We start from the raw sequence: 26,163 nt of genomic DNA, 5'->3' as shown, positions 1-26,163 counted from the left end.
GCATGGCCCGGCGCTACCGGCGAGCCGCCGCAGCGCCCGGCCCGCCGATGCTCTACCATAGCCACCCCCTTTCCGGTCCTGCCCGCATGAGCAAGAACAGCCAGTGGATCGTCGGCGTCAACGCCGTCGCCTCCTCCATCGAGAACGACGCCGAGAACGTCCGCGAAGTGCTGGTCGAGGCCGGTGCGAAGAACCCGCGCCTGACCGAGATCGAGGAAAACGCCCGCCGCAAGGGCATCGACGTGCGCAAGGTCAACAGCCAGGCGCTGGACGGCGTGGGCGGTTCGGTGCGCCACCAGGGCGTGGCCGCGCGTTATGCCGCCGCCCGCACCTACAACGAGAACGAGCTGGAAGGCCTGGTCACCGCTGCGGAAGGCAAGGCGCTGCTGCTGGTGCTGGACGAGGTGCAGGACCCGCACAACCTCGGCGCCTGCCTGCGCTCGGCCGCTGCGGCCGGTGCCACCGCCGTGATCATCCCCAAGGACAAGTCGGCCACGGTCAACGCCACCGTGCGCAAGACTTCGGCCGGCGCCGCCGACCGCATCCCGGTGGTGGCGGTGACCAACCTGTCGCGCTGCCTGAAGGACCTGCAGAAGCAGGGCGTCTGGATCTACGGCCTGGCCGGTGAGGCCACCGCGTCGCTGTACCAGCTGGAACTGAAGGGCAACATCGCCCTGGTGCTGGGCGGCGAAGCCGATGGCCTGCGCCGCCTGACCCGCGAGAACTGCGACGGTCTGGTCAAGATTCCGATGCCGGGCGAGATCGAGAGCCTGAACGTTTCGGTCGCTGCCGGCGTCAGCCTGTTCGAGGTCGTGCGCCAGCGCGGTTGATCAGGCAACCGTCCCTGTAGAGCCGAGCCCACGCTCGGCTGCCGCGCACCGCGCGGCACCGGCATCGAGACGAAAAGCAGCCGAGCGTGGGCTCGGCTCTACAGAAGAAGAAGTCACCCTGCGCTGCCACCCAGTGCCTTGAACAGCGTCACGTCGTTGTTCAACTGGCTTTGCCGCACGCGCGCCAGTGACAGTTCCGCATCGCGGCGGGTCTGCTGTGCTTCCAGCCAGGTACGCAGGTCGGTGGCGCCCACGCGATAGCGCACTTCCTGCGCGCGCTCCACTTCCACCGCTTCGTCGTAAGACGCCTGCGAGGCGGTCACCTGGCGCAGCAGCTGCTCACGGGCGGACAGGGCGTTGTCCACCTCCGACAGCGCGGTGTACAGCGTCTTGCGGAAGTTGGTGGCAGCGATCTGGTAGTTGGTACCGGCCACGTCCGTATCCAGCTGCGCGCGCTGCAGGTTGAGGAAAGGCAGCGACAGGCCAGCCCCGAGCGTCGCCACCGGATTGCGCAGTACATCGCCCAGCGAGGTCGCGCTGGAACCCAGGCTGCCGGTCAGGCTCAATGCCGGGTAGTACTGGGTAGCGGTCACCCGGATCGTCTTCAGGCTGTTGCGCAGACGCAGTTCGGCTGCACGCAGGTCGGGCCGGCGACCGAGCAGGTCGGCCGGCAGGCCTTCGGCAATGGTCGGGCTCTGCGCCTCCAGCAGGTTCTGCGGTTCGTCCTGCTGCGGCCACGGCGTGCCATCCAGCAGCACGGTCAGCGCATTGCGCACTTCCACCCGCTGTTGCTCCAGCGCGCTCTGCGCCGAACGCTGCGACTGCAGGTTCTGCAGTGCCTGGCGTACTTCCAGCCGCGAAACCGCACCGGCATCGAAGCGTGCCTGCACCAGTTCATGCGTGCGTTGCAGCCGCTCGAGGTTGGCCTGGCCGGTGGCGATGGACTGGTTGAGATAGGCCAGTGCCCAGTACTGGTTGATGACATCGCCGATCACCAGCAGGGCGGTGTTCTGCTGGTCTTCTTCGCTGGCCTGTGCCTCCCAGCGGGCAATGTCGCGCTGGCTGCGCAGGCGGCCCCACAGGTCGATTTCCCACCCCAGCGACACTCCGGTGGAATAGCTGCGGCGCCAGTCGTCAGCCTGGTCGGTGGCACGGCTGCCACTGCCGCTGACGCCGGACGATGAAGGCTGCGGCCACAGCGCGTTGCTGGCCAGCCCGGCCTGCAGGCGTGCACGCTGCACGGCCAGGCCGGCAGCGCCGAGGTCACTGTTGGCGGTCAATGCCTGTGCGACCAGGCGGTCCAGACGCGCATCGCCGAAGCCGGTCCACCAGTGGTCCTGGCGGATGTCGCGGGCCGGGGTGTCCAGGCCACTGCGCGGGTCGTCGGCCGGCGCGTTGAGGGTCGCATCGCCACGACCATAGGTGGCGGCAACGCTGGGGTCTTCAACCGGATAGCGGCCTACCGAAGCGCAGGCGGAGAGTGCAAGCAGCACGGCGCCGGCCAGCAGCAGGCGCGAGGGAGCGGGGAAGGGCAGTCGGGTCATCATCTTCATTCGCGGGCCAGGGCCTCCACCGGGTCAAGCTGGGCGGCACTGCGCGCCGGCAGGAAGCCGAACGCCACGCCGATCAGGGTTGAACAGGCGAAGGCGGCAATGATGGAAGCGGTGGAGAACAGCACCTGGAAATCGCTGGCGAAACGGCCGATCAACACGCCCATCAGCAGGGCCAGGCCGATGCCGAGCAGTCCGCCGAGCAGGCACACCAGCACCGCTTCGATCAGGAACTGCTGGCGGATATCGCTCTGCCGCGCACCCACCGCCATGCGCACGCCGATCTCGCGGGTACGCTCGGTGACCGAGACCAGCATGATGTTCATCACGCCGATGCCACCGACCAGCAGCGCGATGGCGGCAATGGCGCCGATCAGCAGGGTCATCGTGCGCGTGGTCTGTTCGATGGTGTCGCGGATCTCGGCGCTGTTGCTGAGGAAGAAGTCCTCGGTCCCGTGGCGCATGGTCAGCAGCCGGGTGATCGCTTCCTGCGCCGCATCCATCGGCGTTTCATCGTTCACCCGCACGGTGATGCTGGAAACGTGGCTCTGCCCGAGCATGCGCGACATCACCGTGGTGTAGGGCACGAACACGCTCAGGCTGGTGCTGCCGCCGAAACCGAAGCTCTGTTTCTTGGCCACGCCGACCACGCGCACCGGCACATTGCCAAGCAGGATCACCTGGCCGATCGGGTCGCTGTCGGGGAAGAACTGGGTCCTGGTGTTCTCATCGATCACCGCCACCTGGCCGAGTCCCTTCACCGCATCGGTGTCGAAGAAGCTGCCGCTGAGCAGGCTCACGCCCTTCACCCGGAAGTACTGCTCGCCGACGCCGCTGATCTGCGCGGTGGCTGACTGGTTGCGGTAGCGCGCGGTGACCGAACTGGACACGCTGGGGGTGGCGCTGTCGACGTAGCTCTGCCGTGACAGAGCATCGGCATCGCTGGCCTTGAGGGTCTGCACCCGCGCCGAACGCATGTCGCCGAATCCGCGACCGGGGTAGACGTCGATGGTGTTGGTACCCAGTGCGCTGATGTTCTGCAGGATCTGCTGCTGCGAGCCGTTGCCCAGTGCCACCACCGATACCACCGAAGCGATGCCGATGATGATGCCGAGCATGGTCAGGAAGGTGCGCAGGCGGTGGGCGTTCATTGCCAGCAGGGCCATCCGGAACGCTTCGGTGAAGCGGTCGCGGGCAGCCTGCCAGCTGCTGCCGTGGGCGACGCCGGCGCTCGGTTCGCGTTGCGCACGGTAGCTGGGCGCGGCCGGATTGGCGCGGTCGGCGATGATCTCGCCGTCGCGGATCTCGATGATGCGTTGTGCGTGCTCGGCCACGCTCATGTCGTGGGTGACGATGATGATGGTATGGCCTTCGGCATGCAGCTCGCCGAGGATGGCCATCACCTCTTCGCCGGATTTCGTGTCCAGGGCGCCGGTCGGTTCGTCGGCCAGGATCACCTCGCCACCGTTCATCAGCGCACGCGCGATCGACACGCGTTGCTGCTGGCCACCGGACAGCTGCCCGGGCTTGTGGTGCATGCGGTCGGCCAGGCCCAGACGCTGCAGCAGCTGCTCGGCACGCGCGGTGCGCACCGGGCCCGGGCTGCCGGCATAGACCGCCGGCACGGCCACATTGCCGCGCGCGTCGAGATCGCCCAGCAGGTGGTAGCGCTGGAAGATGAAACCGAAGTGCTCGCGGCGCAGCTCGGCCAGCTCGTCGGGTGCCATTTTCCCGGTCTCGCGGCCCGCTACCTGGTAGCTGCCACGGGTCGGGCGGTCCAGGCAGCCGAGGATGTTCATCAGCGTGGACTTGCCCGAACCGGACTGGCCGACGATCGCCACCATCTCACCGGCATGGATGTCCAGGTTGACGTCGCGCAGCACGGCGATGACGTCTTCGCCGGCAGGGAACTCGCGTCGCAGGTCGCGCAGGCGCAGCAGCGGCGCCGTCGTGCTCATCGGCGCCCCATGCCCGGGCCGCCGACCCGCATCTGCATGCCGCCACGGTTGCCGCCGCCAGCGGCTGCCGCAGCGCCGCCTTCGCCGACCACCACACGCTCGCCTTCCTTCAGGCCGGACAGGACCTCGACGTTGGCGCCGTTGTTGATGCCGACCTTGACCTTGCGTGGCTGCGGCTGGCCCTTGTCATCGACCACCCGCACGATGCGCTCGCCATCGCGTGACTTCGGACCCAGTGCAACGGCCGGCACCATCAGCACGCCCTTGGCCTGCTTGAGCAGCACCGATACCTGTGCGGTCATGTCGATGCGCAGGGTGCCATCGGGGTTTTCCACGTCGAACAACGCGTTGTAGTAGACCGCGCTGCTGGAGCTGGAACTGGACGAGCTGCTGGAACTGGACGAGCTCTCGTTGGCGATCGACGCCGGCGCCGGATTGATCTGCCGCAGCGTGGCGTGGTACTTGCGGTCCGGGTCGCCCAGCGTGGTGAAGTACACCGGCATGCCGGCCTTGATCTTGACCACGTCGGCCTCGGAGACCTCGGCGTTGACGGTCACCACATCCAGCCGTGCCAGCATCACGATGGTCGGTGCGGTCTGGTTGGCGTTCACCGTGCGGCCTTCCTCGGCCACCACCGCCACCACGGTGCCATCCATCGGCGCGACGATGCGGGTATAGGCCAGGTTGGCACGGGCGGTGCCCAGTTCGGTTTCGCGGCCCTTGATCTGCGCCTCGTAGGACTGCAGCTGCGCACGCGCGGTCTTCAGCTGGGCCTCGGCGGCATCGTATTCCTGGCGCGAGGTGGCTTCGGCCGCCAGCATCTGCTGCTGGCGTGCGAACTCCAGTTCGGCCTGGCGCAGGGTGGCCTGCTGCACCGCGCGCTGGGCGGTCACCTGGTCCAGCGAGGCCTGTGCGTTGAGCACCTGGTTCTGCTGGGTGGTGGCGTCGATCTCGGCGATCAGGTCGCCTTCCTTCACCGTATCGCCCAGCTGCACCTTCAGCGACTTGATCTGGCCGGAGGCCTGCGCACCGACGCTGACCAGCTTGTAGGCGTCGATCACGCCGGTAGCCTCCACCGTCTGCTCGATGTCGCCGCGGCTGACCGGGGTGGTCGCCAGGGCCGGTGCGGCCGGCTTGCGCAGCAGCCACCAGGCGGAAACGGCGGCGATCAGGACAAGCAGGGCGATCAACATCAGGCGACCCTTGCGGGTCGCGGGCAACAGGCGGGAGATCACGTGGCGGCTTCACTCTGGGGGCCGCAGTGGCGGCGTTGGTGGGCATTGTGAAGATCGAGCGACGCTGTGCTCAATCCTCGGGGTGTGTCTCTATGTAACACTGTCGCCGAGACTGCGTATCAGCAGGTATCCCGCACTGCGGGGGATACAGTGGTACGTATTGGCCTGGATGCGGTTCAGCTGCCGACACGGGATGATTCGCGACATGGAGACTGAAAACCCGATGCACCGTTTGCTGATCGTCGATGACGACAACGATATCCGCACCCTGCTGGCCGAGCAGCTTGGCCGCGCTGGCTACCAGGTCAGCACCGCCGCCGATGGCACCAGCATGCGCCAGCTGCTGGAACGCGAACACGTGGACCTGATCGTGCTCGACCTCAACCTGCCACGCGAAGATGGCCTCACCCTGTGCCGCGACCTCCGCGCGCGCTCGAACACGCCGGTGATCATGCTCACCGCGCGCGCCGAGCCGATCGACCGCGTGCTCGGCCTGGAAATGGGTGCAGACGACTACCTGGCCAAGCCGTTCGAACCGCGCGAACTGCTGGCACGCATCCGCAACGTGCTGCGTCGTACCGAAGCGCTGCCGGCCAACCTGGAACCGCTGGCGGTGCGCCGTGCGCGTTTCTCGCGCTGGATTTTCGACCTGGAGCATCGCCACCTGGTCGACCCGGACGGGCGCGTGGTGGTGCTGTCCGGCGCCGAGTTCCGCCTGCTGCGGGTGTTCATCGCACATGCCAACAAGGTGCTCTCGCGCGAGCAGCTGGTGGCCCTCAGCAGCGGCCGCAACTATGAAGCGCAGGACCGCGCCATCGACCTGCAGGTCAGCCGGCTGCGCAACAAGCTGGCCGATGACGGTGGCCCCGATGGCCTGATCAAGACCGTGCGCAATGAAGGCTATGTGCTGGCCTCGGCCGTCAACCTGGAATAAGCCGCGATGAATCGCCTGCGCCACTTCCTGTCCTCGATGGTCGGACGGCTGTTCGTGATCCTGCTGCTGGGCATGAGCGTGGCTGCGATCGGCGCCACCATGCTGGCCAGTTCCAAGCGGCAGCAGGAATTCGAGCGGCAGAACCTGAACCGCATCGCTGATCGCCTTCAGGGCTACATCAATCTGCTAGACGGCAATCCGGAGCTGCGCGAGCGGTTGCTGGAAGTCGGTGGCCCCAGCGTGCGGGCACTGCAGCCCGGCGCACGCATCGGGCGGGCCGACAAGGCGCTGATGGAAGTACTGGAGGACCGCCCGGGCCCGGTGTCGCGGGCGCATGTGCACTTCGCCTCGTTCCGTTCGTGCATTCCCAAGCTGCAGGATCTGCTGCCGCCGCCGCCGCCGGGCCACCGCAAGCCACCACGCGAACGCGATCCCACCTTCATTCCACCCAAGTGCCGGGCGGTGGACGTGGTGCTCAACGACGGCACGTTGCTGAAGCTCGCCCTGGATTCGCCGGCGATCGCGCATAACGGCATTCTCGCCGTGGACCCGCTGTTCCTGACCCTGCTGGTGCTGGCCATTGCCGTGCTGGCGTACGTGGTGGCACGCATGGCCAGTGCGCCGTTGCAGGAGCTGGCGGCCGCTGCCGAGGACCTGGGCGATGACCTGCAGCGAGCGCCATTGCCGCTGCGCGGGCCACGCGAAGTGCAGCGCGCCGCCGAGGCCTTCAATGCCATGCAGCATCGGCTGCAGCGCCATCTGGCCGAACGCACGCAGATGCTGGCAGCGATCACCCACGACCTGCAGACGCCGCTGACCCGGCTGCGCCTGCGTTTGGAAAACGTGACCGACGAGACCCTGCGCGAGCGCCTGATCGGCGACCTGGCCGCGATGCAGGCGCTGGTACGCGAGGGTCTGGAACTGGCCCGAAGTGCGGAGAGTGCCGAACAGCGCGCCGCGCTGGACCTGGATTCGCTGCTGGAGAGCATCGTCGAGGACACCGCCGAGGACGGCGCCGACGTCGTCTTCGAAGGCCGCAGCGGCGCAGTGCTGATGCTGCGCCCTTTGGCGATGCATCGCCTGTTCTCCAACCTGGTGGACAACGCGGTGATGTACGCACAACGCGCCCGGGTACGTGTCGAGCGCGGCGAGGGCACGATCACGGTGGTCATCGCCGATGACGGCCCTGGGCTGGCGGATGACCAGCTGGAAGCGGTGTTCGACCCGTTCGTGCGGGTGGAGACCTCACGTTCGCGCGAGACCGGCGGTGCCGGCCTGGGCCTGACCATCGCCCGTGCGCTGGCCGAAAAGGACGGCGGCCGACTGTGGTTGCGCAACCGCCCCGAAGGTGGGCTGGAAGCGGTGGTGCAGTGGTCCACCAGCGCCGAGGCGCGGTAGCAGCGGCAATCCCTGTCCAGGCCCGGTTGCGCCGGGCGCGGTGACGCCGAAGACAGGGTTTGCCCTATCATCTGCGTACTTCCCCATTCTTCGTCCGATGAGCCTGCCCGTTCCTGCCGGCATGCCGCCCTGCGCGGTGCGGCCATTCCTGTTCGCGTCTGCCGGCACCACCGGCATCCGCAGCTGGCCGCCGCCGCTGCGCTGATGGGCGGACAGGGGGCGGAAAGGCGCCGGGCGGGGCGCCACGCGGAACGGATCGGTTGCCTGCTGCGACTGGGCATGCTGTGGCTGCTGCTGGCGATAGCCGCGCCGCTGGCCGCGCAGAGTGGCGCACCGCCGCTGCGCGACTACGCCATCGACGTGTGGACCTCGCGCAATGGGTTGCCGCACAACTCGCTGCGTGACATCGCGCAGACCCCGGAAGGCCACCTCTGGTTCGCCACCTGGGAAGGCCTGGTGCGCTACAACGGCCTGGATTTCACCGTGTTCGACCGCAGCACCCGGCCAGGGCTGCGCGACAACGGCATCGGCGCGCTGCTGGTCGACCCGCAGGGCGGGCTGTGGATCAGCGACTCGCGCGGCAATGTCAGCCACCGCGGCAATGATGGCCAGTGGCGGGTCTGGGAGCACCAACCGGATACGCCGCAGGTGCTGATCCAGTCCATGCAGATGGACAGCCAGGGACGCCTGTGGCTGCTGTATGAAGGCAAGGGCATCGCCTACCTGACCCCTGACAAGGGCATCGTCTACCAGCGCCCACCGCCGGACCTGCCGCTGGCGATGAGTTTCACCAAGATGGCGGTCGACGCGCAGGACCGGGTCTGGATCGGCACCCTCGACGGCCTGGTGCTGCGTGACAACGACGGCGTGCTGCAGCGCGCGCCGGCGGCGTGGGGCGTGGACAAGGGCCTGTCATGGCCTTATCGCGCGCCCGATGGCGCGCTGTGGATTGTCGCGGGCGAGCGCCTGTACCGGGTGGAGGATGATCGCCTGGTGCTGGTGCACCGGCTGCCCGGCCAGCTGCACTTGACCGCGATGCTGCAGGACCGCCATGGCGACCTGTGGCTGGGCACCGAGAACCAGGGCCTGCTGCGCATTTCGGCGCATGGCCTGGAGCGCCTGCCGGCCGGTCTGAACCTGCCCGGCGGGCGTGTGGTCAGCCTGCGCGAGGATGCCGAGGGCAGCATCTGGGTGGGTGCCAACGGCGGCCTGTACCGCCTGCGCGAAACCCTGTTCAGCAGCTACACCGAGCGCGATGGCCTCAGCGGCGACTACGTGCGCACGGTGCTGGAAGACCGTGACCGCCACCTGTGGGTGGGCAGTGCCAGTGGCCTGGACCTGCAGACTGCTGACGGTCGATTCCGCGCGATGCCGCTGCACAACCGCGGTGGCAAGGCGCCCTCGGTGTTGAGCCTGGCGCAGGATGCTGGCGGCGATCTGTGGGTGGGCACCTTCGGCGACGGCATCTACCGGTTGCGCGCCGATGGACGGCTTCGCCACAACTACGCTGCGGCCGATGGCCTGCCCGGCGGCAACATCCGCGCGATCAGCATCGCCCCTGACGGCGTGGTCTGGGCGGGGACGCAGAAGGGCGTGGTCCGCATCGAGGGTGACGAGGTAAGTGTGCCCACGGTTCCCGGCATGCCGGCGGGCCTGACCACCGCGCTGGAACACGATCACCAGGGAAATCTGTGGATCGGTACCATCGAAGGCGTCCGCGTGCTGCGTGGTGATCGCGTGCAGTCGATCGACCTGGCGCCGCTGGGCGGTGGCCGCAGCGTGTTCGGCTTCCACCAGATCGGCGATGCGATGTGGATCAGCAGCGACCGTGGGCTGTACCGCTGGCAGCGCGGCACGCTGGCGCGCGTGGGCCTGGAGCAGGGCATGCCGGTGGATGCGGTGTTCCAGCTGGTGCCCGACCGGCTGGGCAATGTGTGGATCAGCAGCAACCGCGGTGTGCTGCGTACCGATATGGCAACGCTCAACGCCGTGGCCGACGGACGCGCGCCGCGGGTAACCGTGGAGCGTTACAACGAAATCGACGGCATGGCCAATGCGCAGGCCAACGGCAGCTCCGGACCCTCGGCGATCCTGCGCCAGGACGGCACGTTCTGGGTGGTGACCGCCGGTGGCCTGAGCACGGTCGATCCGCAGCGGCTGCAGCGCTTCCGCGAGCGTCCGGCGCCGCCTGCGGCGATCGAGAACGTACAGGTGGACGGTGCGCCGGTGCACTGGGAAGGCCGCGAGCGCAACCTGATTCCCGGTGGGCGACGGCTTGCGGTGAGCTACGTGGGCCTGAGCTATCTGATGTCCGACCGCATCCGCTACCGCACGCGGCTGGAGGGTCTGGACAACGGCTGGGTGGAGCGTGGCCCGCAGCGCAGCGTGGAGTTCGTCGGCCTGCCGCCGGGCGATTACACGCTGCACGTGGCCGCTTCGCACCCGGGCGGCAGCTGGGGCCATCAGGAAGCGGTGTGGAGCTTCACTGTCGAACCGTTCTGGTGGCAGCGGCGCAGCGTGCAGGCGCTGACCGGGCTGGTGCTGCTGGCCGCGCTGGTAGCGCTGTACCGCTTCCTGCTGCAGCAGTACAAGGCCAGCAACCTGCGCCTGGCACGGCGCGTGGATGAGGCAACCTTCGACCTGCAGGCGCAGACCGTGCACCTGCAGGCGTTGAACCAGGAAAAGACCGAGCTGGCCGAGCGCCTGGCGCGGCAGGCCGAGGCATTCGAACGACAGGCCCGCGAGGACGCGCTGACCCGGTTGGCCAATCGTCGCGGTTTCGACGAGGCTCTGGCCCGCGATTTCGCCCGCGCCCAGCGCAGCGGCCACCCGCTGTGCCTGGTGGTGCTGGACATCGACCACTTCAAGGACGTCAACGACCAGCACAGCCACAGCGTTGGTGATGCGGTACTGGTGGAAGTGGCCCAGGTGATCGCAGCGGCCAGTCGCGATTCGGACCTGCCGGCACGCACCGGCGGCGAAGAATTCGCGCTGCTGCTCAACGACACCCGGCTGGAGGAGGCAGCGCAACTGTGCGCGCGCCTGCGTGGCCTGTTCCATGACCACCCGGACTGGGCCGGCATACCGGGCCTGCGGGTGACCTTCAGTGCCGGGCTGGTGGAACTGGATGGCGACGACCGCACCCCGGCGCTGCTGTACCAGCGCGCCGACCGTGCGCTGTACCGCGCGAAGAGCGACGGCCGCGATCGTACGAGTATCGGTTGATCAAGTGCGAAGCATCCACGCATGGCGTGGATCTACTGGAGTGCCGTACCAACGGTCGGCACCCATCGAGCGCAGCGACCCGCTGTTGCTCCCGTTTTTCTGATCTTTCCGTGGCGCCCAGCAACGTGTCCGTGGCCGGGCGGGTGGGCTGCGCAGGGGCGTGAGCCGCATGGATGCGGCGACCGAGCTTATAGGGACGTACTTGCAGCGTCCCCTGCGCAGTCCACCCGCCCGGCCTTAACCGGAATCGCTGTCAGCCCGCCACGAGGGGCTCCGCCGTTGGCCGCTTTACCGCGGCCAGGCGTTGGCGATCGTGCAGAACAACCGCGCCGTCTGCTCGGTGTCGTACACCGCGCTGTGTGCCTCGTTGGCATCCCAGCCCAGCCCGGCCGCCGTGGCCGCGCGCGCCAGCACGGTCTGACCGTAGGCGATACCCGCCAGAGTGACCGTATCGAACACGCTGAACGGATGGAACGGATTGCGCTTGTGCCCGGTACGGGCGACGGCCGCGTTGACGAAGCCCAGGTCGAAATGGGCGTTGTGGCCGACCAGGATCGCGCGCTGGCAGCCGTACTTCTTCATCGCCGCGCGCACCGGAGTGAAGACGTGATCAAGCGCGGCCTTCTCTTCCTTGGCCAGCCGGAACGGATGGTCGAGGATGATGCCGGTTACTTCCAGCGACTTCGGGTCGATCTCCAGACCCTCGGCAGGCACCACATGGGCGCTGGCGGTCTGGCCGGGGTAGAGCAGGCCGTTCTCGTCCATCTCGATCGGCACGGCAGCGATTTCCAGCAGCGCGTTGCGCTGACTGTCGAAGCCGCCGGTTTCAACATCCACCACCACCGGCAGGAAGCCGCGGAAGCGTTGTGACATCGCGCGCTGCGCCTGGGGTACGTCGGAAACAGGGGCGGCGGCAGGTGCGGAAGTGGGGTCAGTCATGTACGGATTCTAGCAGAGCGACCCTGAGCGCCCGGGATCCCGGTAGGTGCCAACCTTGGTTGGCACACTGCGCGCCGACCAAGGTCGGCATCTACCGGACCGCGGGCTGCGCCGTGGGGGCCGACGGATACCAGCGTGCCAGCACTGCATCCACGCTCAGGCGCCCGGCACCGGTGAACAGCAGCGGCAGCAGCATCGCCATGAACAGCAGCGGCAGTTTGAAGTTGCCAAAGCCCTGGTCGCTGATCGCATAACCCATCGCCAGGTCGCCCAGCGAGCCCCATTCGGCTGGCCAGTGCACCGCATACGTGGCCACGACCGTCAGCACCAGCAGGCTGGCGGCGGCGAAACGGGTACCGAAGCCGAGCAGCAGGCAGGCTGCGCCCAGCAGTTCGAACCAGGTGGCCAACTGCCAGTTCAGCGCAGCGGGCAACTGGTCGAAGGGGAACGGGAACGCGCCCTGCAGGTCGGCGAACCAGTTCTCGCCGTGCAGTTTCTCGCGCCCGGATTCAAAAAATTCCCAGGCCAGCAGTATGCGCAGACCAAGCGGGGCCAACCACGGGGCGAAACGGTCCAGCTGGCCGCGGGTTGCGGCCAGGATCGGGGTCTTCATCGGTGAATCTCCTGGAAGGGGCGTCAGGGTGAAGCGGAGAGCGGACCGATCACGCCGGCACGCAGGAACTGCTGCAGCAGTTGCGCACCCGGGGCGGCCAGGGTCTCGGGATCGAGGTGGTGCAGGACGGCCAGTTGCTGCAGCTGTTGTTGGCCGGTGGCCCCGGGCGCCTCGCCGATCAGCGTCAGCAGATGCACCGCCAGGCTGGTCAGGGTGGCAAAGCGCACTGCGCCATCGGCATCGCGCCGTACCAGCAGGCCGGTGGGCTCTGCTGGCGGTTGCGACGCTGCATCGTCGCTACCCAGTTGATGCACCGGCCAGCGATACAGCAGCGGCCAGGCCAGTGGCGAGCGCTGCAACGGTACCTGCAACGGATCGATGTCGCCCGGTTCCGGCAGCGGATCAGCCTGCAGCTGGTACAGCGCAGTCTCCACCCACTCGTAATGGGCCAGCTCGGCCAGCGCCGGATGCGGCAGTTCCGGTTGCACCTGCAGCCACTGCACGAACTCGGCAGCCAGCTCGGTGAACAACGGGGTGTGGCAACGGTGGCTGGCGAAATAGTGGCGCACCAGCGCACTCCAGGCCGGTTCGCCCAGCAGGCGCACGCAGACCGGGAAGCCGTTGCTCAACAATCCCAGCAGATTGTTGAACAGCAGGCGTTCGTACACCGCCACCCGGCGCGGGTCCATGCCGGGCGGCGCCGGTACCTGCGCCGGGTCGCGCAGGTGGGCGGTGAACGCGTGCTGCTGCGCGCGCAGTCGTTCGGGGGCATCAGCCATGGGCGGCTCCGGCATGCACGGCCTGCAGGCGGTGGATGGTCTGCAGTTCATCCCGCAGCTCGGCGTAAGGCGGGAAATTGAAGTCGCGCTCGAGCAGCGTAGGGCGCGGGCCGATGCGGGCGTAGGTACGCGCCAGCAGATCCCACACCGGGTCGATTACCGGGCTGCCGTGGGTGTCGATCTTCAGGTCCGGAGTGTCGTCCAGGTGCCCGGCGACGTGCAGGCAGACGATGCGCTGCGCGGGCAGGCCGGCAATGAAGGTATCCGCGTCGTAGCCGTGGTTGCAGGCATTGACGTACACGTTGTTGACGTCCAACAGCAGATCGCAGTCGGCCTCGGCCAGCACCGCATTGGTGAAGGCCAGTTCGTCCATCATCGGCTCCGGGGCCAGGTAGTACGACACGTTTTCCACGGCGATGCGGCGGCCGAGAATGTCCTGTACGCGGGCGATGCGTGCAGCGGTGTGGCGTACCGCTTCATCGGTGAAAGGAATCGGCAGCAGGTCGTACAGATGGCCCTCGTCGCTGCAGTAGCTCAGGTGTTCGCTGTACAGCGGCACCCGGTGTTGCTCAAGAAAGGCACCCACCTGCGCCAGCAGCTGGGTATCCAGTGCTGCGCTACTGCCCAGTGACAACGACAGGCCATGGCAGCTCAATGGATGGCGCGCCGCCAGTTCGGCCAGCGCGTCACCGGCGGGGCCACCGACACCGATCCAGTTCTCCGGCGCGCACTCGAGGAAATCGAAATCGCCGGCCGGTGCATCGCGCAGGTCCTGCAGAAGGGCGCGGCGCAGGCCCAGGCCCACGGCCGCCGCGGGAAGCGGCGACCGCGGGTGGACGACGCCGGTGCGGACGTCAGTGCTTGGCACCGCACTTGCCTTCGCCGCACTTGCCTTCGGCCGACTTCTTGTCGCCGCCGGTCTTGGCCTTGGCGTCGGTACCGGCCGCTGCCTTGCCCTTGTCGCCGCCGCACTTGCCCTCAGCGCTCTTGCCGTCGGCGCCACACTTGCCTTCTGCATGCTTGGCCGCGTCGGCGGATTTCGCATCGGCCGCCTTCGCGTCGGTGGCCTTGGCCGCCTGGCCGGCAACCAGATAGCCCTGGGCGAGATCGCTCATGCTCAGGGCCGAGGCGGAGGCGGTCATGCCGAGGCCTGCGGCCAGGGCGGTGGCGGTCAGCAGGGACAGGGTCTTGTTGGAGGTGCTCATCGGTCGTGCTCCTGGGTGGTGGGCGGCTGCCCGTGGTGAAGCAATGGTGCAGCGATCCTACTCAACGAATCCTCGCCGGGAATTCAAATTTTCGTGAGAAGTATTACAACGCCAACAAAAAGGCCGCTGTCGCGAGGACAGCGGCCACCCTGGAGTCGAATCCGGTGTTGCAGTGCAGTATCAGATATCGCCGGCGCTGGAGGTCTCGTCGCGCTTCTGGCGCGGCGGCAGCGGCTGTTCGCCGTGCACCAGGAACCACACGTTCTCGGCGATGTTGGTGGCGTGGTCACCCACGCGTTCCAGGTTCTTGGCCATGAACAGCAGATGGGTGCACGGGGTGATGTTGCGCGGGTCTTCCATCATGTAGGTCAGCAGCTCGCGGAACAGCGCGGTGTACTGCGCATCCAGGCGGGCGTCGTCCTCGCGCAGTTCCAGTGCGGCATCGGCATCGTTGTCGCGGTAGGCGGCGATGGCGCGGCGGACCTGCTGCGCAGCAAGCCGGCCGAGGGAACGCAGGCCCTGGATCTGCGGCAGCGGCGGCACCTTGCCCAGCGCGATGGAGCGCTTGGCGACGTTGGCCGCGTAGTCGCCGATGCGTTCGATATCGGCGGGAATGCGCAGGCCGGCAAGAATCTCGCGCAGGTCGCGTGCCATCGGGCCGCGCAGCGCCAGGCGCATCACGTCATGGCTGATCTGCTGTTCCAGCGAATCGATCGCTTCATCGTTGGCGATGATGCGATGGGCGGCGTTCTCGTCGCGCTTCTCGATGACGTCCATCGACGCCTCCAGCTGGGCGACGGCCATCTCGCCCATGCGCACGATTTCGGCCACCAGGCGCTGCTGCTCTTCGTCGTAGCTTTTGACGATGTGGTCGTTGGGAAGGTTCATGTTCTGCAATCCAGGTAGAGCCAGGCCGCGCCTGGCTGGGACATGTGGCGAAGCGTCAGCGCCGATCAGCCAAAGCGACCGGTGATGTAATCCTCGGTCTGCTGCTTGGACGGCTGCGAGAAGATCACTTCGGTGCGGTCGTGCTCGATCAGGTCGCCCAGGTACATGAAGGCGGTGTAATCGGACACGCGTGCAGCCTGCTGCATGTTGTGGGTGACGATCACGATGGTGTACTCGTGCTTCAGTTCTTCCACCAGCTGTTCGATGCGGCTGGTGGAGATCGGATCCAGCGCCGAGGTCGGCTCGTCCAGCAGCAGCACCGACGGCCGCAGGGCCACGGCACGGGCGATGCACAGACGCTGCTGCTGGCCGCCGGACAGGCCCAGCGCGCTCTGGTTGAGCTTGTCCTTCACTTCGTCCCACAGTGCGCCCTGGCGCAGTGCGTGCTCGACACGGTCGGCCATGTCCGCCTTGGACAGCTTCTCGTGATGGCGGATGCCGTAGGCCACGTTCTCGAAGATGGTCATCGGGAACGGCACCGGCTTCTGGAACACCATGCCGACCTTGCTGCGCAGGCGGTTCATCGGGTACTTCGGCGACAGGATGTTCTCGCCGTCGAGAATCACCTCACCGCGCGCCTCCAGCTTCGGGTACAGCGCGTAGATGCGGTTGAAGATGCGGAGCAGGGTCGACTTGCCGCAACCGGAGGGACCGATCAGCGCGGTCACGCGCTTTTCCGGGATCTCCAGGTTGATGCCCTTCAGGGCATGGAACTTGTCGTAGTAGAAGTCCAGTCCACGCGCGGCGAGCTTGACCGGTGCCGGAGCGTGCAGGTTCTCGTGCGAGGCCGGCACCACGATGCGCTGCATCGGCACGGCGTTGGAAAGGTCGTTCATGGCGGTATCCACGGAAAGGTCAGTCATGGGAGATACGGTTGCGCAGCAGGAAGCCGCGAGCGGCGAGGCTGACCAGCAACACGAAGACAGTCAGCACCAGGGCACCTGCCCAGGCCAGCACCTGCCAGGATTCGTACGGGCTGCCGGCGAACTGGTTCATCACCACCGGCACCGAGGCCATCGGCTGGAACACGTTGCTGTTCCAGTACTGGTTGCCGAACGCGGTGAACAGCAGCGGTGCGGTCTCGCCGGAAATGCGCGCCAGCGCCAGCAGGATGCCGGTGATGATGCCGGCCGAGGCACTGCGGTACAGCACCTGCACGATCACCTTCCACTGCGGGATGCCCAGCGACAGGGCGGCTTCGCGCATCTGCGAAGGCACCAGGCGCAGCATCTCGTCGGTGGTACGCACCACCACCGGCAGCACGATGAAGGCCAGCGACAGCGCACCTGCGAACGCGGAGAAGCTGCCGCCGGTCTGCATCACGTACAGGGTGTAGACGAACAGGCCCAGCACGATGGACGGCGCCGACAGCAGGATGTCGTTGACGAAGCGGACCACGGTGCCGGCCTTGCGGGCGTTGCCGTACTCGGCCAGCCAGGTGCCGGCCAGCACGCCCAGCGGGGTGCCGATGCCGATCGCCAGTGCACACATCACCGCACTGCCGAAGAAGGCATTGGCAAGACCGCCTTCCTGCATCGGCGGCGGTGTCATCTTGGTGAACAGGTCCAGGTTGATGCCGGCCAGGCCCTTGGAGGCCAGGGTGAACAGGATCCAGCCGAGGAAGAACAGGCCGAACAGCGCAGTGGCGCAGGACATCGCGATGGCGATGACATTGCCGATGCGGCGGCGCAGGTACAGGGAGTCAGCGGTGCTGGACATCAGTTGCCCTCCTTGCGGGACAGGCGCATCAGCATCAGGCGGGCGATGGCGAGCACCACGAAGGTGACGATGAAGAGGACGAAGCCGAGCAGCAGCAGCGCCGAGCGGTAGGTTTCAGTGGCCTCGCCGAAGTCGTTGGCGATCAGCGCGGCGATGGTAGTGCCCGGTTCCAGCAGCGACGGCGACAGGCGCACGCTGTTGCCGATCACGAAGGCCACCGCCATCGTCTCGCCCAGTGCGCGGCCGAGGCCGAGGAACACGCCACCGATCACCGCCGAGCGGGTGTAGGGCAGCACGATGTCCCAGCTCACTTCCCACTTGGTGGAACCCAGCGCGTAGGCCGATTCCTTCAGGCGCGTCGGCACGGTCAGGAACACTTCGCGCATCACCGAGGAGATGAAGGGGATGACCATGATCGCCAGCACGAAGCCGGCGGTGAGCATCCCGATGCCCAGCGGCGGGCCCTGGAAAACCGGACCGATGATCGGCCATTCGCCCAGGGTTTCGTTGAGGAACGGGGTGACGTACTCGGTCATCACCGGCACCAGCACGAACAGGCCCCACATGCCGTAGATGATCGAGGGAATGCCCGCCAGCAGTTCGATGGCGGTACCGACCGGACCCCGCAGCCAGCGCGGTGCCACTTCGGTGAGGAAGAAGGCGATGCCGAAGCTCACCGGCACGGCGATGACCATCGCGATCAGCGCGGTGACCAGGGTGCCGTAGATCGGGGCGAGGGCGCCGAACTTGTTTTCGACCGGATTCCAGTCGGAAGAGAAGAAGAAGCTCAGGCCCTGCACCTGCAGGGCGTGGCGACCACCCCACAGCATCGACAGTGCGGCGCAGGCCAGTGCGATCAGGACGAAGATGACGGTGCCGACCAGCACCCATCGGAACAGTTTGTCGTTGCGGGCATCACGCGTATCACGCGTGGACGGGGCGGCTACAGGCTGGGCGATGGCATTCATGGGGACGGCAGGGCCAGGAAGGGGCGGGGCAGCACGATGTTCAGGAGACGGTGCCCGCACGTGGCGGGCACCGTCGGTTCCATCACTTCAGTTCGGTCGCCCAGTAGGCTTCGATCTGCTTGACCAGCTCGGCCGGCAGCGGCACGTAGTGCAGTTCGTTGGCCTGGGTCTGGCCGCTTTCGAAGGCCCACTTGAAGAAGGCCAGCGCATCCTGGTTGCGCTTGGCATCCTTCGGCTTCTTCTGCATCAGCATGAAGTTGGTGGCAGTGATCGGCCACGCCTGCTCGCCCGGTGCGTTGGTGATGACCAGGTTGAAGTCCTTGGCGCTGGCCCAGTCGGCGCTGGCAGCAGCGGCGGCGAAGGTTTCAGCGTTCGGCTGCACCCAGGTGCCGGCGGCGTTCTGCAGCGAGGCGTACGGCATCGCGTTCTGCAGGGCGTAGGCCAGTTCGACGTAGCCGATGGAACCCTTGATCTGCTTCACGTACGAAGCGACGCCTTCATTGCCCTTGCCACCCACGCCGTCCGGCCACTGCACCGAGGTACCTTCGCCGACCTTGCTCTTCCACTCCGGGTTGACCTTGGACAGGTAGTTGGAGAAGTTGAAGGTGGTGCCGGAACCGTCCGAACGGTGGACGATGGTGATCTTGCCGTCCGGCAGGGTCACGCCCGGGTTGGCGGCGACGATGGCCGGGTCGTTCCAGGTCTTGACCTTGCCCAGGAAGATGTCGGCGAGCAGGGCGCCACTGAGGCGCAGCTTGCCGGCTTCCAGGCCGTCGATGTTGACCACCGGCACCACGCCACCGATGGCCGACGGGAACTGGGCCAGGCCGGCCTGGGCCAGCTCGTCGCTGCTCAGCGGCTTGTCGGACGAACCGAAATCAACGGTGCCGGCCTTGATCTGGGCGATGCCACCACCGGAACCGATCGACTGGTAGTTGATCTTGGCGCCGGTGGCGGTGTTGTAGTCGGCCGACCACTTGGACACCAGCGGGAAGATGAAGGAGGCGCCAGCACCGGAGACCTCAGCGGTCACCTTGTCGCCGGCAGCGGCCGGAGCAGCGGCGCCGTCAGCGGCCGGCTGCTGTGCGGCCTGCTTGTCGCCACCGCAGGCAGACAGGCCCAGGGCGATGGCCAGGGAAAGGGCGGCAAGGCTGGCCGAGTGCAGTTTCATGGTCACTCCATAGCGGGGTAGAGCCGACGGTGTCGGCGGATGCGGCTATGAAATGATGTTTTTGTTACAGCCGTATGACGTCCATGACAGAGGTGTCCTGGATCACGTTCTGGCAAGGGTTTCACAGCGTTGGCCGGCCCCAGGCGGGGTCCCGGAGACCACGGATCTGCGCACCGATATGGCAATGGAGGCAGGGTAGAGCCGAGCCCATGCTCGGCTGCCCGCGAGGCCAGGCCAGATGCAGCCGAGCATGGGCTCGGCTCTACAGATGCTCCTGCATGACCCCATCGCCGCAACAACAGATCAACGGAAGCGCAGCGCTCTTCACGACCAACCCAACAAACCAACCGCACAAAAAAGAAGAGCGCCGGACCCCGAAGGATCCAGCGCCCGGTGGGGCCGGCGGGGGAGAGAGGACCCGCCGACCCCGTTCCTGCGGGGGAACGCCTTGCAACGAAACTCAGTACTTCAGGTTCTGCGTCCAGTAGGTCTCGATCTGGCGCACCAGTGCGTCCGGCAGCGGCACGTAGTCCAGCTGCTTGGCCTGCGCATCGCCATTCTTGTAGACCCAGCGGAAGAACTCCTGGGTGGCCTTGGCGCCAGCCACGTTCTTCGGCTGCTTGCGCACCAGGATGAAGTTGGTGGCGGTGATCGGCCATGCGTCAGCGCCCGGGGCGTTGGTCATCACCAGGTAGAAGTCACGGGCGTTGGCCCAGTCGGCGCTGGCCGCGGCGGCCGAGAACGAGGCGTCCGACGGCTGCACGATCTTGCCAGCCGCGTTCTTCATCGCCGCGTAGGACATCTTGTTCTGCAGCGCGTAGGACAGTTCGACGTAGCCGATGCCGCCCTTGATCTGCTTCACGTAGGCAGCAACGCCTTCGTTGCCCTTGCCGCCGATGCCGGCCGGCCACTGCACCGAGGTGCCTTCACCGACCTTGCTCTTCCACTCCGGGCTGACCTTGGACAGGTAGTTGACGAAGTTGAAGGTGGTGCCCGAGCCGTCCGAACGATGGACAATGGTGATCTTGCCGCTGGGCAGGGTCAGGCCGCTGTTGAGGGCGGCGATGGCCGGGTCGTTCCAGGTGGTGATCTTGCCCAGGAAGATGTTGGCCAGGGTCGGACCGTCCAGCTTCAGCGCGCCCGGGGCGACGCCCGCGACGTTGATCACCGGCACCACGCCGCCGATCACCGACGGGAACTGGGCCAGGCCGGCGGCAGCCAGCTCTTCCGGCTTCAGCGGCGCATCGGACGAACCGAAGTCCACGGTCGCGGCCTTGATCTGGGCGATACCACCGCCGGAACCGATCGACTGGTAGTTGACCTTCTTGCCGGTGGCGGTGCTGTAGTCGGCCGACCACTTGGACATCACCGGGTAGATGAACGAAGCGCCCGCGCCGGTGACATCGGCGGCGTTGGCGGCGAACACGGACGACGCGGCCAGAATGGCGACGGCGGCGCGCGACTTGAAGGCGTGGATCACGGGAGAGACTCCTGGGGTGGTCGAGGGGCGGCTGCCCGACGTTTCGGTGCACATTCCATAACGGTTCCATGACACGCCCGCGTCTGTCATATGACGCGGACGTGACAGCCGTCATGGCGGTGCTCCGGCCTCCCTTTCAGAGCCCTCGCAACGCCTCCGGAACGGCATAGCGGCCGTCGCTGGGCAGCAGTGTCCAGCGCTGCGCAGGAGCCGTCGTGTCGGTTGCATGGCAGTCATCACCCGCAGCGACGCTGATCGTATCGGTGCGCTTTTCGCGTACCAGGATCGGTGCCAGGCCAGGGCGAGTGCTACTGCCCATTTCCAGCGTGCGCTCGAAGCGGCTGAACTCGCCGGCGCAGCGCGTATCCCATTCGCCGCGACTGCCGCTGACCGCCAGCGGGGCAAGCACCCGGCGCAGCTGTCGGCCATTGCGCACGAACAACTGCAGTTCGGTCTGTGCGAACGGGTTGGGGCCTGAGCTGCCGCTGTAGTCCATGCGCACGCCAAACGCGCGGGTGGCCGGATCCAGTTGCCAGCGTGCGGTGTCCAGGCTGAGTCCGGTGAAGCGCAGCGCATCACTGCTGACCGCATCGGCCACGCGGGTCCAGGCCAGCGGCCGGCCACTGGCGGTATCAATCAGCAGCAGGTCGAGGTCGCCGCCGCGCGCCTCTTCCGAGGCGGGCTCGGTCCATTGCGCGACGGCCAGCAGGGTCGTGCCGGGTTGTGCGGGCCACGCACGGCAGGCGGTGCTGTCGGCATCGGTGAAGCGTGCCGTCACTGGCAACGTGCCAGCCGGCAACTGCCGATACGCGGCCTCGCGCACGGCCTCTGCATCGTCACAGGCGAGCGCGGTGGCGGGCAGCGCGGCGAGCAGGGCAGCGCACAGCAGGCGGCGCAGGCGGAGGGGAGTGGGCATCCCGAAGGTCCATGTCGACAGGGCAGGGCATCATCGCGCGGCCACCGCCTGCCCACAACGACGAAGGCACGGCTGGAGCCGTGCCTTCGTTCGAACGCGTGCTTCCGGTCTTACCAGAAGAACTGCGCGCGGGCTTCCAGGATGTTCGGATCGTCGTTGACGAAACCACGGGCGGTCGAGCTGTACTTCTTGCTGTCGACCATCACGTAGTTGAGCATCAGCTTGAAGTTCGAGCGCCAGTACCAGTTGGCGCCAACGGTCCAGATGTCCATCTTGCCGCCGAGCACGCCATCGACGATCGGCGGACGGCCGGCCACCGGGTTGGCAGCGAGGTTGCCATCGTTCAGATCCATGTGGTCGTAACGCAGGCCCAGCTGCCACTGGCCGCCGGCCGGGTTGTTCGGCAGGCCGGTGCCCGGGGTGCCGCCCTTGTAGCTCCAGCTTTCGCCGGTGACATTCCACACGCCGCTGACGTAGTAGCCGTCGGTGGTGTAGTTGTCATGGGCATAACGCTTGGCCTTGCTGGTGTAGTACTCGGCCTGGGCCTTGAACGGACCCTGGAAGTACATCGCTTCGGCGCCGATGGTGCTGACGCGGTCGGTGTCGGTCATGTTGCCGCCATCGATCAGGCGCGCGGTGGCCAGGTCAGCGTTCGGGCGGGCACGCACGCGCAGGGTGTCTGCGTCGGTGTCGTAGTCCACGTAGCTCAGGCCGAAGTGCAGGACCTGGCCCTTCTCGTTGATCGGGGCCCAGGTGCCACGCGCGCCGTAGCCGCTGCCGTGGGCCAGGTTGCGGGTCAGTTCGCGGCCGAAGGCGCTGGCGGTGACCGACCAGTTGTCCTGGCCGTAGCTGTACGCGCCGCCGAGGCGACGGGCGATGGCATAGGTGTTGGTGACCGCAGCCTTGGAGATGAAGTCGTTGTTCTTGGTGCTGGACAGCTCTTCCAGGCTGTTGGGCTGCTTGAACTGGCCGACCTGGATGAAGTGGTTGGCGTTGCCCAGCAGCTTGTACTTCACGTTGGTGTCGAGGAACTTGTCGGCCTTGGCGTCATAGCCGACCACCCACTCCACGTTGCCCGGGCCCTTGCCCTTCAGCACCAGCTCGGCGCGACGCAGTTCGAATTCGCTGTTCTTGCCGTTGCCGGCGTCACCGCCGTTGAGGTCCACGACGTCATTGTCGTACCAGTTGCCGTCGGCCTGGACCAGGCCTTCGAAGGTGATTTCCGAACCGCCGATCACATCGATGGCGACTTCGGCGTGGGCGGCCGGCACATACAGCGCAGCAGCCACGGCGACCGTCAGGAGTTGGTGATGCAGTTTCATGGAGAGGAGCCTTGCAGGCAGGTGGGAAGATGCGCGCAGGCTAAAACGTGAAGATTGCGTAAATGTGACAGTTCGCGCACGGCCGCGATCCGCCGCAGGCCCCGTCGCGGCTGGGCCTGCCATTGGAACCGGTTACGTATGACGCCCGGATTGCGCCCCGGTTGCAGTAGATCCAGGCCATGCAAGGCTGGTGTTTCCGTGCATCCACGTCATGCGCGGATACCGCCATCACTCGGCGAGGGTCTTGTCCTTGAACCGGCAAAGATCGGCAATCACGCACCCCGGGCAATCCGGTTTGCGTGCTTTGCACACGTACCGTCCGTGCAGGATCAGCCAGTGGTGCGCATCCAGCAGGAACTCGGCGGGTATCGCTTTGACCAATCGATCTTCGACCTCGCGCACGTTCTTTCCTGGCGCAAGTCCAGTGCGGTTGGCGACACGGAAGATATGCGTGTCCACCGCCATCACCGGTTCGCCGAAGGCGGTGTTGAGTACCACGTTGGCGGTCTTGCGACCGACACCGGGCAGGGCCTCCAGTGCATCGCGATCGCGTGGCACTTCGCCGCCGTGCTTCTCCAGCAGCAGCGCGCAGGTGGCGATCACGTTCTTCGCCTTTGCGTTGAACAGGCCGATGGTGGCGATGTACTTCTTCAGTCCCTCTTCGCCCAGGGCGAGGATCTTCGCCGGCGTGTTGGCAACCGGGAACAGGCGACGGGTGGCCTTGTTGACGCCGACGTCGGTGGCCTGCGCCGACAGTGCGACCGCCACCAGCAGTTCGAACGGCGAACTGTATTCCAGCTCGGTCTTCGGATGCGGGTTGAGTTCGCGCAGGCGGGTGAACATTTCCACCACGTCGGCACGCGGCATCGTACCGCCGCGGCGCGCAGGTGCGCGCGCGGTCTTCTTCGCGGTCGCCATTACTGCTCCTTGCCGGCGGCGCGGGCCTTGGCCCGGGCGAGGATGGCGGCCGCTGCGGCAGGCAGGGCGGGTTTTGCGTCCGGCGCCGGGGCGGGCGTGCGACGCGCATCACGCTCGGCCTCGCGTCGGGCCAGGCGCACCGCGCGTGCGCGGAAACGTTCGCGCGCGGCCCAGGCACGCTGCAGTTGCAGCTGCATCTGGCAGAGGCGGTCGGGCAGGTCTGGATGGTCGGGCAGCAGCCGGTCATCGCCAGCGCGCACGACGTAGTCCATCAGTCCAGCCTGCAGCGCGCCATCAGGATCGTCTGCCTGGACCCGGGCGAACAGCAGCACGGGGTTGGGTCGGGATGCCATGGCGTCAGCGGTTCTGGAAAGCGGGGGGACGGCGCTGCAGGAAGGCGTTGGTGCCTTCGCGCATGTCTTCAGTGGCGAACAGCAGGCCGAACTGCGCACTTTCATATTCCAGGCCGGCGTCCAGGCTGCATTCGCCACCCACGTGCACCGCATCGAGCAGGCCACGCAGCGCCAGCGGCGCCGACTGTGCCAGCTGCCGGGCCAGGGCCTGCACGCGGGCGTCGAGCTCGGCGGCAGGCACCACTTCGTTGACGATGCCCAGGGCCAGCGCGCGTGCGGCATCGATCGGGGTGCCCAGCAGGCACAGCTCCAGCGTGGCCGCGCGTCCACACAGGCGCAGCAGGCGCTGGCTGCCGCCGAAGCCGGGAATCAGGCCGAGATTGATCTCCGGCTGGCCGACCTTGGCCGAATCGGCCGCAATGCGCAGGTGGCAGGCCATGGCCAGCTCCAGCCCGCCGCCCAGCGCAAAACCGTTCACGCGGGCGATCACCGGCTTGGGCATGCGTTCGATGCGGCGCATCAGCGCCTGGCCGAGCAGGGAGAAGTCACGTCCCTGAACCGCGCTCAATGTGTTCATTTCCGCGATGTCGGCCCCCGCCACGAAGGCCTTGGGGCCGGCGCCGGTCAGCACCACCACCCGTACCGCCGTATCGGCGGCGGCGTCGCTGAACGCCTCGGCCAGAGCCTGCAGGGTCGCGGCATTGAGGGCGTTGAGCTTGTCCGGTCGCTGCACGGTAATGGTGCGGATGGCGCCGTCGTCGCTGATGGCGACCGGGTGGGGAGCGGGGGCCTCGGCCACGGGAAACTCCTGGAACGTTAAAAAAAAGTGAGATTGAACTCTGTAAACGCAGACAGGTCATAGCCTGCGTGGTGAGTAGCGGTTACACGTTGTGGCCGTTATCCTAACCCGTCGCCTCAGGGCGGCGCAGAACGTCCCTGAGTTACCACCCCTGGAGAACTGTTTGATGAAGTTGCGTTCTATCGCGGTCGCCGTCGCGGCCCTGGCCCTGACGGGCAATGCCTTCGCCCAGGACATCGCGTCCGAGAAGGGCAAGCTGAGCTACTACTTCGGTTACGACTACGGCAACAACCTGGCGGAGCTGACTGGTCGCGGTGAGCAGCTGGACATCAACTCGGTGGTGAAGGGTCTGCAGGACGCCTACGCCAAGAAGCAGCCGGCGATCACCGCCGAGCAGCTGAAGCCGGCCGTTGAAGCGTTCCAGAAGCGCGAGCAGGGCCGTGCCCAGGCCGCCAAGGCCGAGTACGAAAAGGCTGCTGCCGACAACAAGACCAAGAGCGATCAGTTCATGGCGCAGAACAAGGCCAAGGCGGGCGTGCAGACCCTGCCGAGCGGCGTTCAGTACCGTGTGATCGAAGCCGGCAAGGGTGCCAAGCCGACCCAGGCCAGCACCGTGCAGCTGGAAGTGGCCGGTCCGTTCCCGTACGGCCAGCGTCCGACCGAGGCTCGCCCGGCCCAGCAGATTCCGTCGATCAAGGTCAGCGAAGTCGAAATGAAGGCCATGCGCGAGACCCTGCTGCAGATGCCGGCTGGCTCGAAGTGGGAAGTGTCCCTGCCGCCGGATCAGGCCTATGGTGCCGACCCGCGCACCCCGTTCCCGCCGAACGTGGCTGTGCAGTTCGAGATCAAGCTGATCAGCGTCAAGTAAGAAGAAACAGCGTCAACATCCACGCGCCGGTGATT

The 26,163-nt window shown here is 66.9% G+C and carries 24 protein-coding genes; 5 read left to right on the top strand and 19 right to left on the bottom strand.

Annotated features, from left to right (window positions below):
• The first annotated feature begins 86 nt into the window (after positions 1–86).
• The gene (gene rlmB, locus AC27VL_RS03070; protein WP_488765509.1) at positions 87–830 is read left to right on the top strand and encodes a 23S rRNA (guanosine(2251)-2'-O)-methyltransferase RlmB; all 744 of its coding nucleotides are present in this window, start codon (positions 87–89) and stop codon (positions 828–830) included.
• A 113-nt stretch (positions 831–943) separates the two neighbouring features.
• Here rlmB and AC27VL_RS03065 read toward each other — a convergent pair whose 3' ends face one another.
• The 3 genes from AC27VL_RS03065 to AC27VL_RS03055 are packed head-to-tail and all read right to left on the bottom strand — an operon-like array spanning position 944 to position 5,573.
• Complete coding sequence (locus tag AC27VL_RS03065) at positions 944–2,383, bottom strand: TolC family protein (protein WP_488765508.1); 1,440 nt, start codon at positions 2,381–2,383, stop codon at positions 944–946.
• Complete coding sequence (locus tag AC27VL_RS03060; protein ID WP_100552038.1) at positions 2,380–4,338, bottom strand: MacB family efflux pump subunit; 1,959 nt, start codon at positions 4,336–4,338, stop codon at positions 2,380–2,382. The genes AC27VL_RS03065 and AC27VL_RS03060 overlap by 4 nt, the downstream gene beginning before the upstream one ends.
• Positions 4,335–5,573: an efflux RND transporter periplasmic adaptor subunit gene (locus AC27VL_RS03055; RefSeq protein ID WP_089239906.1), complete on the bottom strand. Its 1,239-nt coding sequence runs from the start codon at positions 5,571–5,573 to the stop codon at positions 4,335–4,337. Before AC27VL_RS03055 ends, AC27VL_RS03060 begins: the two co-directional genes overlap by 4 nt.
• 205 nt (positions 5,574–5,778) lie before the next feature.
• On the opposite strand from AC27VL_RS03055, the gene AC27VL_RS03050 reads away from it, so the two are divergent.
• The 3 genes from AC27VL_RS03050 (at position 5,779) to AC27VL_RS03040 (ending at position 11,130) form a co-directional block, all read left to right on the top strand.
• Positions 5,779–6,507, top strand: coding sequence for a response regulator (locus AC27VL_RS03050; protein WP_025875399.1), 729 nt, complete (start codon positions 5,779–5,781; stop codon positions 6,505–6,507).
• A 6-nt stretch (positions 6,508–6,513) separates the two neighbouring features.
• The gene (locus AC27VL_RS03045) at positions 6,514–7,905 is read left to right on the top strand and encodes an ATP-binding protein (RefSeq protein ID WP_191077551.1); all 1,392 of its coding nucleotides are present in this window, start codon (positions 6,514–6,516) and stop codon (positions 7,903–7,905) included.
• Between the two features lie 204 nt (positions 7,906–8,109).
• Positions 8,110–11,130: a two-component regulator propeller domain-containing protein gene (locus AC27VL_RS03040; protein WP_488765507.1), complete on the top strand. Its 3,021-nt coding sequence runs from the start codon at positions 8,110–8,112 to the stop codon at positions 11,128–11,130.
• 288 nt (positions 11,131–11,418) lie between these two features.
• Here the strand turns inward: AC27VL_RS03040 and rnt are convergent, their stop codons facing one another.
• From rnt to AC27VL_RS02960, 16 genes are all read right to left on the bottom strand, one after another.
• Positions 11,419–12,003 carry a ribonuclease T gene (gene rnt, locus AC27VL_RS03035; protein WP_032951815.1) on the bottom strand — a complete coding sequence of 195 codons (585 nt, stop codon included), beginning with the start codon at positions 12,001–12,003 and terminating at the stop codon, positions 11,419–11,421.
• Between the two features lie 157 nt (positions 12,004–12,160).
• Complete coding sequence (locus tag AC27VL_RS03030; protein ID WP_346558806.1) at positions 12,161–12,682, bottom strand: HvfX family Cu-binding RiPP maturation protein; 522 nt, start codon at positions 12,680–12,682, stop codon at positions 12,161–12,163.
• A 23-nt stretch (positions 12,683–12,705) separates the two neighbouring features.
• On the bottom strand, positions 12,706–13,461 hold the full coding sequence (locus tag AC27VL_RS03025; protein ID WP_100554075.1) for an HvfC family RiPP maturation protein: 756 nt from the start codon (positions 13,459–13,461) through the stop codon (positions 12,706–12,708).
• The gene (locus AC27VL_RS03020) at positions 13,454–14,329 is read right to left on the bottom strand and encodes an HvfB family MNIO-type RiPP peptide maturase (protein WP_488765505.1); all 876 of its coding nucleotides are present in this window, start codon (positions 14,327–14,329) and stop codon (positions 13,454–13,456) included. The genes AC27VL_RS03025 and AC27VL_RS03020 overlap by 8 nt, the downstream gene beginning before the upstream one ends.
• Positions 14,316–14,666 carry an HvfA family oxazolone/thioamide-modified RiPP metallophore gene (locus tag AC27VL_RS03015; RefSeq protein WP_100552043.1) on the bottom strand — a complete coding sequence of 117 codons (351 nt, stop codon included), beginning with the start codon at positions 14,664–14,666 and terminating at the stop codon, positions 14,316–14,318. Before AC27VL_RS03015 ends, AC27VL_RS03020 begins: the two co-directional genes overlap by 14 nt.
• Positions 14,667–14,846: 180 nt before the next feature.
• Positions 14,847–15,554, bottom strand: coding sequence for a phosphate signaling complex protein PhoU (gene phoU, locus AC27VL_RS03010; RefSeq protein WP_108267825.1), 708 nt, complete (start codon positions 15,552–15,554; stop codon positions 14,847–14,849).
• Between the two features lie 65 nt (positions 15,555–15,619).
• Positions 15,620–16,450, bottom strand: coding sequence for a phosphate ABC transporter ATP-binding protein PstB (gene pstB, locus AC27VL_RS03005; RefSeq protein WP_025875381.1), 831 nt, complete (start codon positions 16,448–16,450; stop codon positions 15,620–15,622).
• 19 nt (positions 16,451–16,469) lie between these two features.
• Positions 16,470–17,333 carry a phosphate ABC transporter permease PstA gene (gene pstA / locus AC27VL_RS03000; protein WP_089239920.1) on the bottom strand — a complete coding sequence of 288 codons (864 nt, stop codon included), beginning with the start codon at positions 17,331–17,333 and terminating at the stop codon, positions 16,470–16,472.
• Complete coding sequence (pstC, locus tag AC27VL_RS02995) at positions 17,333–18,301, bottom strand: phosphate ABC transporter permease subunit PstC (protein WP_033830733.1); 969 nt, start codon at positions 18,299–18,301, stop codon at positions 17,333–17,335. The genes pstA and pstC overlap by 1 nt, the downstream gene beginning before the upstream one ends.
• Before the next feature lie 82 nt (positions 18,302–18,383).
• The gene (pstS, locus tag AC27VL_RS02990) at positions 18,384–19,472 is read right to left on the bottom strand and encodes a phosphate ABC transporter substrate-binding protein PstS (RefSeq protein ID WP_099819984.1); all 1,089 of its coding nucleotides are present in this window, start codon (positions 19,470–19,472) and stop codon (positions 18,384–18,386) included.
• Positions 19,473–19,932: 460 nt separating this feature from the next.
• Positions 19,933–20,952, bottom strand: coding sequence for a phosphate ABC transporter substrate-binding protein PstS (gene pstS / locus AC27VL_RS02985; protein WP_025875374.1), 1,020 nt, complete (start codon positions 20,950–20,952; stop codon positions 19,933–19,935).
• 136 nt (positions 20,953–21,088) lie between these two features.
• Complete coding sequence (locus AC27VL_RS02980; protein ID WP_488765504.1) at positions 21,089–21,868, bottom strand: PA3715 family protein; 780 nt, start codon at positions 21,866–21,868, stop codon at positions 21,089–21,091.
• Between the two features lie 110 nt (positions 21,869–21,978).
• Complete coding sequence (locus AC27VL_RS02975) at positions 21,979–23,190, bottom strand: OprO/OprP family phosphate-selective porin (RefSeq protein WP_100552046.1); 1,212 nt, start codon at positions 23,188–23,190, stop codon at positions 21,979–21,981.
• 228 nt (positions 23,191–23,418) lie between these two features.
• Positions 23,419–24,108: an endonuclease III gene (nth, locus tag AC27VL_RS02970; protein ID WP_099819987.1), complete on the bottom strand. Its 690-nt coding sequence runs from the start codon at positions 24,106–24,108 to the stop codon at positions 23,419–23,421.
• Entirely contained in the window at positions 24,108–24,461 is a 354-nt protein-coding gene (locus AC27VL_RS02965; protein ID WP_099819988.1) for a hypothetical protein, read from the bottom strand. The genes nth and AC27VL_RS02965 overlap by 1 nt, the downstream gene beginning before the upstream one ends.
• 4 nt (positions 24,462–24,465) lie before the next feature.
• The gene (locus AC27VL_RS02960) at positions 24,466–25,260 is read right to left on the bottom strand and encodes an enoyl-CoA hydratase/isomerase family protein (protein ID WP_100552047.1); all 795 of its coding nucleotides are present in this window, start codon (positions 25,258–25,260) and stop codon (positions 24,466–24,468) included.
• Between the two features lie 166 nt (positions 25,261–25,426).
• Between AC27VL_RS02960 and AC27VL_RS02955 the strand changes: the two genes are divergently transcribed.
• A complete protein-coding gene (locus tag AC27VL_RS02955; RefSeq protein WP_089239934.1) occupies positions 25,427–26,128 on the top strand; it encodes an FKBP-type peptidyl-prolyl cis-trans isomerase in 702 nt (233 codons plus the stop codon).
• Positions 26,129–26,163 lie beyond the last annotated feature (35 nt).

The organism is Stenotrophomonas sp. 14P6.2.3 (assembly GCF_057799055.1).
Note: the sequence above shows the minus strand (reverse complement) of the source record. Positions and strands in the feature narration are given on the sequence as shown.